General features: G+C 72.7%; 13 protein-coding genes. 3 read left to right on the forward strand and 10 right to left on the reverse strand.

Going from position 1 to position 14,149, the window contains the following annotated elements:
• Nucleotides 1-93: 93 nt before the first annotated feature.
• Nucleotides 94-792, reverse strand: a complete 699-nt coding sequence (locus tag ABZ342_RS31355; protein ID WP_360480553.1) for a hypothetical protein — start codon at nucleotides 790-792, stop codon at nucleotides 94-96.
• 290 nt (nucleotides 793-1,082) lie between these two features.
• Between ABZ342_RS31355 and ABZ342_RS31360 the strand changes: the two genes are divergently transcribed.
• The 3 genes from ABZ342_RS31360 (at nucleotide 1,083) to ABZ342_RS31370 (ending at nucleotide 2,985) form a co-directional block, all read left to right on the forward strand.
• Nucleotides 1,083-1,553: a GNAT family N-acetyltransferase gene (locus ABZ342_RS31360; protein WP_155548964.1), complete on the forward strand. Its 471-nt coding sequence runs from the start codon at nucleotides 1,083-1,085 to the stop codon at nucleotides 1,551-1,553.
• Between the two features lie 167 nt (nucleotides 1,554-1,720).
• Entirely contained in the window at nucleotides 1,721-2,470 is a 750-nt protein-coding gene (locus ABZ342_RS31365) for a hypothetical protein (protein WP_360480556.1), read from the forward strand.
• Nucleotides 2,467-2,985, forward strand: a complete 519-nt coding sequence (locus ABZ342_RS31370) for a GNAT family protein (RefSeq protein ID WP_360480559.1) — start codon at nucleotides 2,467-2,469, stop codon at nucleotides 2,983-2,985. Before ABZ342_RS31365 ends, ABZ342_RS31370 begins: the two co-directional genes overlap by 4 nt.
• Here ABZ342_RS31370 and ABZ342_RS31375 read toward each other — a convergent pair.
• The 9 genes from ABZ342_RS31375 to ABZ342_RS31415 form a co-directional block, all read right to left on the reverse strand.
• Complete coding sequence (locus tag ABZ342_RS31375) at nucleotides 2,969-3,715, reverse strand: hypothetical protein (protein WP_360480562.1); 747 nt, start codon at nucleotides 3,713-3,715, stop codon at nucleotides 2,969-2,971. The two genes, ABZ342_RS31370 and ABZ342_RS31375, sit on opposite strands and share 17 nt — an antisense overlap.
• A 30-nt stretch (nucleotides 3,716-3,745) precedes the next feature.
• Entirely contained in the window at nucleotides 3,746-5,314 is a 1,569-nt protein-coding gene (gene purH / locus ABZ342_RS31380) for a bifunctional phosphoribosylaminoimidazolecarboxamide formyltransferase/IMP cyclohydrolase (RefSeq protein WP_360480565.1), read from the reverse strand.
• The gene (purN, locus tag ABZ342_RS31385; RefSeq protein WP_155548960.1) at nucleotides 5,304-5,921 is read right to left on the reverse strand and encodes a phosphoribosylglycinamide formyltransferase; all 618 of its coding nucleotides are present in this window, start codon (nucleotides 5,919-5,921) and stop codon (nucleotides 5,304-5,306) included. The genes purH and purN overlap by 11 nt, the downstream gene beginning before the upstream one ends.
• 77 nt (nucleotides 5,922-5,998) lie before the next feature.
• The gene (locus ABZ342_RS31390) at nucleotides 5,999-7,471 is read right to left on the reverse strand and encodes a DUF6350 family protein (RefSeq protein ID WP_360480568.1); all 1,473 of its coding nucleotides are present in this window, start codon (nucleotides 7,469-7,471) and stop codon (nucleotides 5,999-6,001) included.
• 146 nt (nucleotides 7,472-7,617) lie between these two features.
• On the reverse strand, nucleotides 7,618-8,406 hold the full coding sequence (locus tag ABZ342_RS31395; protein WP_360480571.1) for a DUF5336 domain-containing protein: 789 nt from the start codon (nucleotides 8,404-8,406) through the stop codon (nucleotides 7,618-7,620).
• Between the two features lie 208 nt (nucleotides 8,407-8,614).
• Complete coding sequence (sucD, locus tag ABZ342_RS31400) at nucleotides 8,615-9,505, reverse strand: succinate--CoA ligase subunit alpha (RefSeq protein ID WP_360480574.1); 891 nt, start codon at nucleotides 9,503-9,505, stop codon at nucleotides 8,615-8,617.
• A 2-nt stretch (nucleotides 9,506-9,507) separates the two neighbouring features.
• Nucleotides 9,508-10,677: an ADP-forming succinate--CoA ligase subunit beta gene (sucC, locus tag ABZ342_RS31405; RefSeq protein WP_155548956.1), complete on the reverse strand. Its 1,170-nt coding sequence runs from the start codon at nucleotides 10,675-10,677 to the stop codon at nucleotides 9,508-9,510.
• Between the two features lie 118 nt (nucleotides 10,678-10,795).
• A complete protein-coding gene (locus ABZ342_RS31410) occupies nucleotides 10,796-11,128 on the reverse strand; it encodes a hypothetical protein (protein WP_360480577.1) in 333 nt (110 codons plus the stop codon).
• Nucleotides 11,125-13,287 carry a hypothetical protein gene (locus ABZ342_RS31415; RefSeq protein ID WP_360480580.1) on the reverse strand — a complete coding sequence of 721 codons (2,163 nt, stop codon included), beginning with the start codon at nucleotides 13,285-13,287 and terminating at the stop codon, nucleotides 11,125-11,127. The genes ABZ342_RS31410 and ABZ342_RS31415 overlap by 4 nt, the downstream gene beginning before the upstream one ends.
• Nucleotides 13,288-14,149: the final 862 nt, after the last annotated feature.

Below are 14,149 nucleotides of genomic sequence, written 5' to 3' on the forward strand. Positions count from 1 at the left end.
TTAGGTGATTGGCGAGCCGACACGAGGACTTGGGGACATGGCGCTTCGGGCGGTGGGGACAGTCCGGCGAGGGAGTCTGATGGGGATGCCGAGTCATGCCGTGGCCTCCTCGTGGACGGAGCCGCGAGGTTCGGCCGGCGACGGAGCACCGGCGGAGCCGGGGAGCGCGAGCGAAGCCGAGAGCGGGCGGGCCGCCGCGCCGCGGCCGTGGACCCGTACCGAAGCCTTTCGCTCGCGCAGGTGGCCGTAGCCGTCCGACAGGCCGGACCACGCCGAAAACCGGCACGACAGCTCGACGTCCGCTGCCGGCCACGCGCCCGACGCCAGCAGCACCGCCCCGCGGTGCCGGGCCCGGGCCGACAGCCGCCGCGCCACGGCCGGCTGCACCCTCTCCGCGTTGACCACCACCAGGTCGACGCCGTCGAGCAGCGCCGCCACCACCGCCGGGAGCTCCACGCCCGGGTGCGGGACCAGCGCCACCCGGGCGAGGTCCACGCCGTACTCGGACGCCGCCGCCAGACCCAGCGACGGGAGGCCGGCCACGGCCGCCCACGACCCGGCGCTGGTGGCCTCGGCCAGCAGCGCGAACACCAGCGATGTGCCCCCGTGGACCGCCACCGTGCTCCCGCGCCGGAGCCCGCCCGCGGGCAGCAGCCCGGCGAGCGCCGGGACGACCGGGAGCACCTTCCCCGTCGCCCGGGCCCGCTCGGCCTGGGCCGCGACCCGGCTCGCCGTGCTGACCCCGGGCAGGGCCGCCAGCCGGGCCACCGGCGGCTCCACCACAGCGGTCACCGCACGCACCTCCCCACCACGGACTAGGCCGGCGGTCGGGCCTCTCCCAAAACGCGACCGACGGCACTGGTTCGCCGCGGGGAAGGCGGCGGTTTCACATCGAACACGTGTTCGATGTGCTCAAGTCAACCGCGAACCGCCCGACCTGTCAAGTCACCCACCAGTGGGTCAAGAAACCGGGCTGCGGACGACAGAAACCGCAGGCCACGGGCAGAATCGCCACCGAAGCAGCACCCCCGCCCCGGCAATGCGGTTGCCCCCGCCGAGCCCCGGTCGCTAAACAGTCCCCTGTGGAGCTCACCGAAGTCCGGCCCGAAGACTGCCCGGAACTGCTCGTCCTGCAACGCTGCTGCTGGGTCCAAGAGGCCGTCCTCAACGACACCCTCGACATCCCCGCCCTGCACGAAACCCTCGAGGACGTCCGCGACTGGGCCAAGACCTGGTCGGTCTGGGTCCTGCGGCAGGACCACCGGCTGGTCGGCGCGGTGCGGGCCCGGCTCGAAGGCGACCGCTGGGAGCTCGGCAGGCTGATGGTCGCGCCCGATCTCGCCGGTCGCGGGCTCGGCCGCCGGCTGCTCGAGCACGCCGAGGCGCACGCACCCGCCGAAGCACGCCGGTTCGCCCTGTTCACCGGCGCCCGCAGCACCCGCAACATCACGCTCTACCAGCGGGCCGGCTACCGGCTCACCGACGCGCCCGCGGCCGGCGGCCACATCAGCGGCGCCGTTTACCTGGAGAAGGAAGTCACACAGCGCTACTGAGCCATTCGTCGCCGAGCCGGCCGCAGTCACGGCCGAATGGTTTCGTGGCAACGGTTCCTTGCCTCGGGGCGGGCGGCCTGCTTCCGGCCGGATCGGCGAAAACCCGGTCCGCCCGCCTGACGCTGCGGCGTCGGCTAGATTGCCCGGTGGACTTCTGGGGGTGCGCGATGACCAAACGGCCGGTTCTGTGGATCGCCGGAGCACTGGTCGCGGCGGGTGCGGTGCTGACCGTCGTGCTCACCGCCGGCGGTGGGGTGCCCGGCGCCAAGGCCGCGGCCCCGGGGCCGACGACGATGGGCGCCGAGTGGCGCTCCTTCCGCGCCGACGTCACCGGGATCCGCCCGGGGCCGGAGCCGACCAGCCTGTTCGTGCAGGTCGCCCTGCCCGGCAAGGACCCCGGCTGCGTCCGGGAACCGCGCATCGAGCAGATCGTGGAGACCAAGACCGACGTCCGCGCCGACGTCGTCTACTCGACCCGGCCCGCCTCGGGCGGCTGCCAGGACAAGGTGCCCGCCGAGCTGCTGCTGGCCACGGCCACGCCGGTCGCCGACCGCACCGTGATCCTCAACGGCGACAACGGCAACGCCTGGCACAAGCTCGGCGCCGGCTGGGGGCACTGCGCGCCCCAGGGCACCTGCGCCCCGCCCGCCGACCACTGCGACCCGGCCTGGATCGGCGCCGCCGTGACTGCGACGGGCGCCCAGAGCACGGGCACGACCCGCGTCTGCGACCCGAACTGGCTGGTCCTGGACCTGCCGGTGCGGCAGACCGAACCGCCGGCCCGTTCGGTCTTCCGCTGGGCCGACACCGGCTGGACGTCGTTCGCGCAGGTCAAGTCAGCCGGCTGCCCCGAGATCCGGGCAGCCGAGCCGAAGTTCCCCGTCGCGCTCTGCAAGACGCTGCCCGCGCCGGCGTGACCGACGTCGCGCTGCGGCCCTTCCACGAGGACGACCTGCCGGTCCTGGACCGGTTCGCGACCGACCCGGCGGTGCTGGGTGTCCACCAGTGGACCGGGTTCACGGACCCACGGGTGCGCCGTCGCCGCTGGGCCGAAGACGGTTACCTCGGCCCGGACGACACGGCGCTGGCCGTGACCGCGGACGACGTCGTCGCCGGCATGGCGAGCTGGGAAGCCGCCGACCGCGGCGGTCCCGCGGGCGGCTGCTTCGAGATCGGCCTGACGCTGCTGCCGGAACACCGCGGCCGGGGCCTCGGCCTGACCGCGCACCGGCTGCTCGTCGCCCACCTCTTCTCGGTCACGCGCGCCCACCGGCTCGAGGCGTTCACCGACGGCGGCAACGCTGCCGAGCAGAAGACGCTGGAACGGGCCGGGTTCCACCGCGAAGGCGTAATGCGCGAAGTCACCTGGCGCGACGGCGGCTGGCGCGACGAGGTCGCCTACGCACTGTTCCGCCCTAGCGGAGCTTCTTGACGATCTCGGTGCCGACCGCCTTCACGGCGTCGTCGGTCTCCTGCTGCGGCATCGGCGAGTTCGAGAAGAAGCCCTTGTCCCAGCCGGACACCTCGACGATGACGACCGTGGTGCCCTTCAGGACGTGCAGCTCCGAACCGCTGAAGGCGCTCTTCGTGACCAGCCGGACCAGCACCGCCTTGTCGCCGACGCCCTTGACGTCGGTCGGCGGCACCTCCGGGCCGACCGGCGCGAACAGCTGGTTCGCCTGGGCCCGCGCGTTTTCCCCGGAGTACCCGGTGATCCGGACGCTCAGGGTGGCGTCCCGGACGTTCTCGTCGGAGCCGGGCTTCCAGCTGCAGTTGACCTGCTTCAGGCCGGGCACGTTCGCGGTGCCCGGGCCGCCCAGCGCGAAGCTCGGGAAGCCCGCTTTCTCCAGCACCGCCGCCGGGACCTGGCACTCGGCGGGCACCGGCGACGACGACGGTGCCGCGCCGGTGCTCGCGAAGTAGTCGCTCGCGAAGATCCCGAGCGGGATGCCCGCGCCGAGCAGCACCACCACCGCGCCGGCGATCCCGAGGATCAGCCCGGTCCGCTTCTTCTTCGGCGGCGGCACGGGCCCGCCGTAACCGGGATATCCCTGCTGCGGGTAGCCGGGTGGCGGGTAGCCGGGCTGCTGGGGATACCCCGGCGGCCCCTGCTGCCCGTAGCCCGGCTGACCCGGTCCGTACGGCGGTGGTGGTTGCTGCATCGAGCCCTCCCTCTCGAAGCGAAGCCGGGGTCAGTGCGCGAAGTGGCGCGTCCCCGTCAGGTACATCGTGACGCCGGCCTTCTCCGCGGCCGCGATCACCTCGGCGTCGCGGACCGAGCCACCGGGCTGCACGATCGCCCGCACGCCCGCCTCGACCAGCACCTCCAGGCCGTCCGGGAACGGGAAGAACGCGTCGGACGCGCCCACCGAGCCCTTCGCCCGGTCACCCGCCCGCGAGACCGCCAGCCGCGACGAGTCGACGCGGTTGACCTGGCCCATGCCGACGCCGACGGTCGCGCCGTCCGCGGCGAGCAGGATCGCGTTCGACTTGACCGCGCGCAGCGAACGCCACGCGAACTCGAGGTCGCGCAGGGTCTGCTCGTCGGCCGGGGTGCCGGTCGCCAGCGTCCACGAAGCCGGGTCGTCGCCCGGCGCGTTGATCGCGTCGACGGTCTGCACGAGCACGCCGCCGGAGATCTGGCGGAACTCGATCGGGGACGGCGGGACCTCGGGGAGCTTCAGCAGCCGGATGTTCTTCTTGCGCTGCAGGATCTCCAGCGCCTCGGCGTCGAAGTCCGGCGCCAGCACGACCTCGGTGAACACCTCGGCGATCTGCTCGGCGGCCTCGCGGCTGACCGGCCGGTTCGTCGCGATGACGCCGCCGTAGGCCGAAACCGGGTCGCACGCGTGCGCCTTGCGGTGCGCCTCCGCGATGTCGGTACCGACCGCGATGCCGCACGGGTTGGCGTGCTTGATGATCGCGACGGCCGGCTCGGCGAAGTCGTACGCGGCCCGGCGGGCGGCGTCGGTGTCGACGTAGTTGTTGTAGGACATGGCCTTGCCGTGCAGCTGCTCGGCGTGGGCCAGGCCGGCCCGGTGTCCCTTGTACAGCGCGGCCTTCTGGTGCGGGTTCTCGCCGTAGCGCAGCACCTCGCCGCGTTCCCAGCTGATGCCGGAGAAGTCCGGGAAGCCGGAGTCGACAGCGTCCTCATCGGGGGCGTAGACGTTGGAGAACCAGGACGCGACGGCGATGTCGTAGGACGCCGTGTGCGCGTACGCCTGCGCGGCGAGGCGCTTGCGGTCGGCGAGGTCGAAGCCGCCGTCGGCGACGCGCTCCAGGACCCAGCCGTAGCGGGCCGGGTCGACGACGACCGCGACGCTGCCGTGGTTCTTCGCGGCGCCGCGGACCATGGCCGGGCCGCCGATGTCGATGTTCTCGACGCAGTCCTCGGGGCTCGCGCCGGACGCGACGGTCTGTGTGAACGGGTACAGGTTCACGACGAGCAGGTCGAACGCCGCGATGTCCAGCTTGCGCAGCTGCTCGACGTGGTCGGGGTTGCCCTGGTCGGCGAGCAGCCCGGCGTGCACGTTCGGGTGCAGCGTCTTGACCCGGCCGTCCAGCGACTCGGGGAAGCCGGTGACGTCTTCGACCGGCGTGACCGGGACACCCGCGTCGGCGATGGCCTTCGCCGTGCCGCCCGTGGAGACGATCTCGACGCCGGCCGCGTGCAGGCCGGTCGCGAGGTCCAGCAGGCCCGCCTTGTCCGAGACGCCGATCAGCGCCCGGCGGACCGGGCGCCGTCCCAGGTCAGTGCTCACGAAATGTCACCTTTCGTCCGTCCACGGTGCAGCCACCGCGGCCGAGTCGCTCGATCGTTTCCACCAGCAGCCTGCGTTCGACGGCCTTGATCCGTTCGTGCAGGACGTCTTCGGTGTCGTCGTGCTCCACGACGACCGCCTCCTGGGCGATGATCGGCCCGGTGTCGACCCCGGCGTCCGCGAAGTGCACGGTCGAGCCGGTGACCTTGACGCCGGCTTCGAGTGCGTCGCGCACCGCGTGCATCCCGGGGAACGACGGGAGCAGCGCCGGGTGCGTGTTGACCACCGTGAACCGGCCGAGGAACTGTTCGCCGAGGATCTTCATGAACCCGGCGGAGACGACCAGGTCGGGCTGGTAGGCGCCGACGGCCTCGGTCAGCGCCTTGTCCCAGGCCGCGCGGTCGGGGTGGTCGGCGACGCGGACCGTGAACGACGGAATGCTCACGCGCTCGGCGCGGGTCAGCGCTTCGATGCCGGTGCGGTCGGCGCCGACGGCGATGACCTTGGCCGGGAAGCCGGACCGCCCGGTGGCGTCCAGCACCGCCTGCAGGAGGGTGCCGGAGCCCGACGCGAGTACGACGAGCTTCACCGGAGTGGGCAGGTCCAACCGTTGAGACAGAGCGGGCTCCTTGCCGCGGGCGGTGCGCAGCCGGGCGCACGGCGCTTCACCAGGTCACGTCAACCCTAACGGTCGGTCTCGGCCGCCTCGACGTCGCCGCAGGTCTCGGTGCCTCCGGTCACAACCTCGCCGGCTTCGGGGACGTCCTCGGCCGGGTCTTCGAGGCCCAGTTCGGCGTCGGCTTCGGCGTCGAACTCCGTGTCCTCGCCGGGTTCTTCGCCAGCTTCTGCTTCGGGCTCTTCGGTTTCTTCGTCCTCTTCGGACGCTTCCAGTTCCTCGACGGCTTCGGCGGCTTCGTCGACGTCGACCTCTTCGGCGTCTTCGAAGGCCTCGTTGTCCTCGAGCGCTTCGGGCGGCGAGGGCGGCTCGTGCTCGCCCGTGAAGAACGCGACGAACGAACCCGGGATGAAGATCCAGCAGAACGCGACGATCGACGCGACCCCGACCGGGACGCTGACCGGGTCGAACGGGCCGTCGCCGAGCCGCCCGCCGGACAGCGAGCCCAGCAGGACGCAGCCGAGCGCGACCACCGCGCCGGCCACCGCGACCGCGCGGATGCGCTGCGCCGGGTCCGCGTCGACCTTGCGCAGCGACCAGCCGACGAGCGCGCCGGTGGCCGCGGGCAGCACCAGCAGCGCCGGCCACCACGCCGCGTGGTGTTCCGGCAGGCCGCCCAGCAGCGGGACGCCGGGGACGGCACCGCCGCGGTAGCCGAACATCCCGACGTTCAGGTCGCCGATCGAGAAGCCGGGCCCGGTGACGAACGACAGCGTGGCCGTCACGGCGTTCGGCAGGTACAGCACGGAGAGCAGGAACATCCCGAAGCTGCTGCCGAGCGCGGGCTCGTACATGTCGGCCACCGTCCGCCAGGACAGCGCGGTCGCGACGGTGAACACGACGGCACCGCAGGCCACCAGCACCGCGAGGCCCAGCGCACCGGCCCGGACCCCGCGCAGCGCGAGGGGGTCGAGGCGCTCGGCGACGACGTCCGGCAGTCCGCAGCACCGGGCGATGCCCACCGCCGAGGCCGCCGCGGCGAGCAGCCCGGGCACGGCGAAGGCGACCATCGGGTTCGCCGTCACCGGCGAGCCCTGCGCGCAGAGCGCGATGACGAGCCCGAACAGCGCGTGCGCGCCGGTGATCGTCACGAACACCGGCAGCGCCCCGCGCGGTGTCCGGCAGCCGAGGCGCACGGTGGCGCCGGACGCCGTCCGCGCGGCCAGCACGAGCGCGCCCAGGGTCGGGAGCAGCGGCAGCACGCCGAGCGGGTGGACGCCGAGGCCGAGGCGCACCTGGTGCGCGGCGAGCCAGCCGGGCCCGGCGGCCAGCAGCACGCCGGTGCCGGAGAAGACGGTGCGGGGGGCGGTGAGCGCCACCAGCGTCAGCACGGTCGCGACGACGGCGTAGCCGGTGACCAGCGGGCCGAGGGCGGCGGCGAGCAACACCCGCACCCGCGCCGCCCGGGAGAGTTCGACGTCGGGTTCGAGGTCGCCCACCGGCTCCTCGCGGGAGTCGGTGAGCAGGTCCATGATCCGCACCCTGACATCCGGGCTGGTCCGTCCGGGTGAGCCACGCCGCCGTCGGCCGGGGTGGGGAAGCTAACCCACCCGGTCGAGTAACCCCTCGAGTGCAAAACACCCGCTGTGACACAGAGCGTCACAGCGGGTGTTTCGAGGGACTTGCGTCAGCTCGACTTGCCGAAGCCACCGGGCGGCGTGCCCGGGTTGTCCGGCGGCGGCTGCTGGAAGAACGAGCCCTGCTGCGGGGCGTACGTCGTGGCCTGCTGCCCCGGCGGCGGCGTGGTCGACGGCGGGTTCGGCGAACCGTACTGGCCCTGCGAGAACGGCTCCCCGGCCTGGCCGGCCGGACCCGGTCCGTGGCCCGGCTGCTGCTGGCCGTACTGCTGCTGCCCGGGCTGGCCGTACTGCTGCTGGCCCGGCTGGCCCGGCTGGCCCGCCTGGCCGTACTGGCCGCCGTAGGACGGCGCGGCCGGCTTCGGCGTCGGCGGCTTGACGATGTCCTGCTCGATGAGCAGCGCGCCGACGGCCGCGGCCATCTGCAGGATGCCCAGGATCAGCACGATGACGAAGATGCCGGGCGTCGTCTGCAGCGCGATGAGCGAGTCGAGGACCTCGAGCGCGCCGAGGACGCTGAGCAGCGCCGCGAACGGCAGCGTCTTCGGTCCCCTCGGCAGCGCGTACATCCCGGCGAGCAGGCCACCGGCGAGCAGGAGCACCGTGCCGAGACCGGTGTCGGCCTTGTCGGAGAACCCGAGGAAGTACTGGACGATGCCGAACACCGCGACGCCCAGGGAGAGCAGCAGCGGCAGGTTCTGCGTCAGGCCCGCGGCGCCCGAGGGCGCCTGGTGCGAGTGCGGCGGCTGCTGCGCCGGGAAGCCACTGGACGGCGGTCCGGGGGGCTGCTGGCCGCCACCCTGCTGGGGGTAGCCGGGCCCACCGCTGGGGAAGGTCATCGGGAAGCACTCCTGTCGGTTCGACCGGCACTCCGGGGCACGCGGGCACCCGGGGGAAGACGAGGCGGCTTGCGTGCGCAGAACGCTAGCGCACTCGCAGGCCACCAGCCCATCAGACGCGTGAATACCTCGGGAGGTTTCGTCCTGAAACCAGGAAAGGCCGGGCACCCTGCGGATGCCCGGCCTCACCAGGAGTTACGCCTCGAACTCAGCCGAGGTTGTTGTACAGCTCACGCGCCAGAACGGCGGTCTCGCTCGGGGTCTTGCCGACCTTGACGCCGGCGGCCTCGAGGGCCTCCTTCTTCGCGGCCGCCGTGCCGGAGGAGCCCGACACGATGGCGCCCGCGTGGCCCATGGTCTTGCCCTCGGGCGCGGTGAAGCCCGCGACGTAACCGACGACCGGCTTCGTCACGTTGTCCTTGATGTAGGCCGCGGCGCGCTCTTCGGCGTCGCCACCGATCTCGCCGATCATCACGATGACCTTGGTCTCGGGGTCCGCCTCGAACGCCTCGAGGGCGTCGATGTGCGTGGTGCCGATGATCGGGTCACCGCCGATGCCGACCGCGGTGGAGAAGCCGATGTCCCGCAGCTCGTACATCATCTGGTAGGTCAGCGTGCCGGACTTCGACACGAGGCCGATCTGGCCCGGGCCGGAGATGTCGGCCGGGATGATGCCGGCGTTCGACTTGCCCGGGCTGATCACGCCGGGGCAGTTCGGCCCGATGATCCGGGTCGTGTTGCCCTTGGCGACGGCGTGGGCCCAGAAGTAGGCCGAGTCGTGCACCGGGATGCCCTCGGTGATGACGACGGCCAGCGGGATCTCGGCGTCGATCGCCTCGACGACCGCGTCCTTCGCGAACTTCGGCGGCACGAAGATGACCGACACGTCGGCGCCGGTCTCCTTGATCGCCTCTTCGACGGTGCCGAAGACCTTGAGGTCCTTGCCCTCGATGGTGACGGTCTGGCCGGCCTTGCGGGCGTTGACGCCACCCACGATGTTCGTGCCGGACTTCAGCATCTTGGTCGCGTGCTTCATGCCCTCGGAGCCGGTGAGCCCCTGCACGATGACCTTGCTGTTCTCGTTCAGGAAGATCGACATCTTCACGCACCTGCCGCGGCGAGCTCGGCAGCCTTGTCGGCCGCGTTGTCCATTGTGTCCACCACGGTGACCAGCGGGTGGTTCGCGTCGGCCAGGATCTGGCGACCCTCGACGACGTTGTTGCCGTCCAGGCGGACGACCAGCGGCTTGGCGGCCTCGTCGCCCAGGATCTTCAGGGCCTCGACGATGCCGTTCGCCACCGCGTCGCAGGCGGTGATGCCGCCGAAGACGTTGACGAAGACGCTCTTGACGTCGGTGTCGTTGAGGATGACGTCCAGCCCGGCCGCCATGACCTCGGCCGACGCGCCGCCGCCGATGTCGAGGAAGTTCGCCGGCTTCACGCCGCCGTGCTTCTCGCCCGCGTACGCCACGACGTCCAAAGTGGACATGACGAGGCCCGCGCCGTTGCCGATGATGCCGACCTGGCCGTCGAGCTTGACGTAGTTGAGGTTCTTGGCCTTGGCCTTCGCCTCGAGCGGGTTCTCCGCGTCCTTGTCCACCAGGGCCTCGTGGCCCGGCTGGCGGAAGTCCGCGTTCTCGTCGAGGGTGACCTTGCCGTCGAGGGCGATGATCTTGTCCTGCGGGTCACGGACCAGCGGGTTGACCTCGACCAGGGTGGCGTCCTCGGAGACGAAGGTCTCCCAGAGCTTCACGACGACGTCGGCGGCCTCGTCGATGATGTCGGCCGGGAAGTTGCCGGCCTTCAGGATCTCGAGCGCCTTCGCCTTGTCGACGCCGGTGATCGAGTCGACCGGGATCTTGGCGAGCGCCTCCGGGCGCTCGACGGCGAGCTGCTCGATCTCCATGCCGCCCTCGGAGGACGCCATCGCCAGGAAGGTCCGGTTGGACCGGTCCAGCAGGAAGGAGAAGTAGTACTCGGACGCGATGTCCGAGGCTTCGGCCACCAGCACGCGACGCGTGATGTGGCCCTTGATGTCGAGGCCGAGGATGGCTTCCGCCTTCTCCTTCGCCTCGTCGGGCGTCTGGGCCAGCTTGACGCCGCCCGCCTTACCGCGGCCGCCGACCTTCACCTGCGCCTTGACGACGACCTGGTTACCGATCTGCTCCGCGGCGGCCTTGGCTTCTTCGGGGGTGCTAGCCACCGAGCCCGGCAGAACCGGTACTCCGTGGGCGGCGAAGAGATCCCTCGCCTGGTACTCGTAGAGGTCCACTACTCCAGTCTCCTGACGACACGCCACTGCAGGTGGTCCGCGACCGGACCGCGCTGTCGGACCAGTCGAGGTTAGCGACCTGCGCAGACGCAGGGGACTCCGCACCTGGTGAAGTCGGTCACCGTACGCGGTCAGACGGTGCTCCCGCGGTGTGAGACCGCCCACCGCGCAACCGTTCCGCCGCTTTTTCCGGGGTCGTCCCGGCGTCGACCGGAACCACGCGGACGGGGTCGAGCGCCTGTTCGAGGTCCGGCGGCGGCCGCTCGCCGAGCACGGCGACGGCGTCCGGGTCCTCCTGCTCGGCGGTCCGGAGGATCTGCTCGACGGTGTCCAGCGGCCCGGCGTGAACGACCTCCATGCCGTCGTCGCGCAGCGCGCGGCCGAGCGCGACGGCGGCCGGATCGGGCTTCCCGAGCTCGACGACGAGCACCCGGAGTCGCTCACGGTTCACGACGGCTCATGCCGGCTGCCGGCGACCGACATGCCCGCCGCGACGAGCAGCGCGGCCACGGCGGCGAGGGCGAGCCAGAAGCCGGTCGACGGGCTCGCGTCGCCGAGGGAACCGCCGACGAGCGGCAGTTCCGCGGCGTGCAACGCGGCGAGCAGCGCGGCCCCGGCGAGCAGGGTCGCGGCGGGCTTGGGCCGCGACCGCAGGGCGAGCGCGGCCGCGCCGACGACGACCACGACGGCGGTCAGCAGCCCCCACGAAGGGGTGTCGAAGTTCGACCAGAGCCCGGGCGCGACGTAGCCGGGCACGCTGAAGACGGGCAGCCCGAACGCGGCGACGGCCAGCACCCCGCCGGCCACGACGGGCGTGAGCACGTTCTTTCCCGGCTCGGTGGCGGTTTCGGCGTCCTCGCGTTCGACGACCCCGGTCCCGGCGGCGGCGAGCGCGACCAGGACGGCGAGCACGAGCGCGGCGAACGTCCAGGCCGCACCGGCGCCGAGGTCGTAGGTGAAGACGGGGGCGGCGCCGGACGTGCCGCCGAGGTCCGCGCCCCCGAAGCCGGCGAGGTTGCCGGCCTGGGTGGCGGTCAGCGCGGTGTTCAGGACGGCGGTGCCGGCCAGGACGATCCCCGCCCAGGCGACCCCGAGCACGGACCGCGCGCCGGCCGCCGTCTTGCGGATCAGGGTGCCGAGCGCGAGGACCCCGACGACGAGCGCGGCGGCGAGCAGGAACCACCGGGCGGGGCTCTCCGCGGCGGCGCTGGTGGGCGCGCCGGCCCCGGGGTTGACCGCGGTGACGGCGACCTGCGGCGCGAAGGTCCCGATCAGGGCGGCGACGGCGGTGGCGAGGCCGAGCACGCCGGTCGTCAGCCGCCACCAGAAGATGCCGGGGACCTTGACGTCGCTCTCGGTGTCTTTCGGCGTTTCGCTGAGCCGGGTGAAGGCGAGGCCGGCGGTGATGGCGGTCGCGGCGAGCACGACGACCGGGCCCCAGGTGACGTGGAGGTCGTCGCGCAGGAGTCCGGCGAGAACGGGCGGCACGGCCACCCCGAAGGCGCCGGCGGTGAGGCCGAGCAGGGTGCCTCTCGCGGTGCTTTCGGACGGAGAGGCGAGCGCGAGCACGGCGGCCAGCGGCAGCGCGGCGGCGAGCAGCAGATAGCCGCCGAGGGCGGGCCAGGGCCCTTCGAAGGCGGCGCGGGCGAGGAGGAAGCCGTTGTCCGAGCCGACGGGGGCAGTGAGCAGTCCGACGGAGGCGGCGACGGCGAGCAGCGGGACGAGCAGGCGCCAGCGTCGCCGTTCGGGTTCGTCGTCTTGCCGGTTCGCCTGCCAGGCGGCCACACCGGCGCCGACGGTGAGCAGGTCACCGGCCAAGAGCAACCAGAACCCGGCGCCGACGGCCGAGCCGCCGACGAAGCGGTCGGGGAGGTAGAGCTCGGGGCGGATGGTGAGGGGCCCGTTGACGGCGAACTCGAGGTCGAGCACCAGCCGCCCCGGCGCGAGGGCGGCGAGGCCCAGGAGGAGGCCTTTGGCGAGGGCGGGTTTCCCGGCGACGGCGGTCCAGATGGCGGCGAGGACCGGGGCGAGGGCGAGGAGGGCCAGCCAGGGCCAGCTGCCGAACCCGGGGCCCGCGGCCGGGGAGACGGTGACGACGGCTGCGGCGGTGAGGGCGATGGCGCCGAGGGTGGCGATGGCCAGGGCGATGATCAGTGGGCGGGAGGGGGTGGTGTCTTCGGCCCAGGTGGTGGGGTCGGTTGTCGCCGCTGTGGGGGGCTTGGGGCGGGTGGCTGTGGTGCGGGTGCTCGCCGGTCCGGCCTTGGCTGTGCGGGTGCTCGCGGGTCCGGCCGTGGCTTTCGCGCTGCCGGTGGTCCCGGCTTTCGCGGCGCCGGCAGGCCCGGCTTTCGCGCTGCCGGTGGGCCCGGCCTTCGCGGCGCCGGTGGCCCCGGCTCTCGCGGCGCCGGTGGGCCCGGCATTCGCGGTGCTCGCGGGTTCGGGGCGGGCGGTTGCCGCGGAGGTGCTGGCGCCCGCGGCTGCGGCGGGCTTGGCCTTCGCCGCGCCGGTGGGCCGTGCTTTTGCTGCACCGGCGGCACCGGTCTTGGCCGCATCGACGGGTTCGGCCCGAGGAGGAGCTGCGTCGGCGGGGGCTTGGCCGGGGGCAGCTTCCACCGATTCGGTGGTTTCCGCAGGCGCCTGCCGGGAAGTCTGTGCGCGAGGAGGCTTCCGCTTGCCGGTGGGATCGGTGGTCGCGGGGTCCTGCGGGGAGGCCGGGGAGCCGGGGGTGCTCCCGGTCGGGGGCTCTGAGCGTGGGGGCATCGCCCGCGACGCTAGCAAGGTCGGCCGGACCGGGAGGTCCCAGCGGGCCGCGAGTCGGCGAGCGGCGCAGGTTGGCTGGCGGTGGAAGCCGGGCGGGGCCTGGGCCGGCTGCCGCTGGGCAGTGCCGGTCGACGGACGGCGCGAAGTGCGAAAGCGCGGGTGGGCGGGCTGGCTACCCCTGGGCGGTGCCGGTCGGCGGGCGGCGCGAGGTCCAGAACGGCGCGGGCCTAGCGGCCGGAGCAGGTGCGGGAGCGGGCCAGCCCGGCGGATGGCGTCGGGTGCAGAACGGCCCGGTTGGCGGGCATGCACCGCAGAGCCGCCCGAGCGTCACCGGAGTTGAGGTCAGGCTCCCGGGCGTTACCCCATCAGACAGTGGCCGAACGCGGGACTCGGTCACGAGAACCCAGCGAATCCTCGAGCGCAAGCCCGAGAAGTCGGACAAAACCGACACCGACGAGACGAATCTAAACACGAGTCGGTGAGCGGTTCGCGGGCGTCGATGAACGGTCGCCTCGGCCGGCTCCGAGAGCCTTCGGCGCACGCCGCCATCCGCGCCCAAAGCGCGCCTCAGGATGCGCTCGGGCGTCGAGAGTGCTTGAACATCCCCTGGCTGACCCTTATTCCGGCCCCCTGGGCCGCAAACCTCGTCGGACGGTCCATAACCGCCCGCAAGGTCTGTAAGGCAAGTCACAACCAATGTAGTAAACCCCGTCTA

Origin of the sequence: Amycolatopsis sp. NPDC005961, assembly GCF_040629235.1 — a bacterium.
In the GTDB taxonomy this organism is placed as follows: Bacteria; Actinomycetota; Actinomycetes; order Mycobacteriales; family Pseudonocardiaceae; genus Amycolatopsis; species Amycolatopsis camponoti.

Coding starts and splice junctions, on each gene's coding strand:
- ABZ342_RS31365 (WP_360480556.1), top strand. CDS start 1,721: ATGACCAAACGGCCGGTTCTGTGGATCGCCGGAGCACTGGTCGCGGCG.
- ABZ342_RS31375 (WP_360480562.1), bottom strand. CDS start 3,715: ATGCAGCAACCACCACCGCCGTACGGACCGGGTCAGCCGGGCTACGGG.
- ABZ342_RS31395 (WP_360480571.1), bottom strand. CDS start 8,406: ATGACCTTCCCCAGCGGTGGGCCCGGCTACCCCCAGCAGGGTGGCGGC.
- sucD (WP_360480574.1), bottom strand. CDS start 9,505: ATGTCGATCTTCCTGAACGAGAACAGCAAGGTCATCGTGCAGGGGCTC.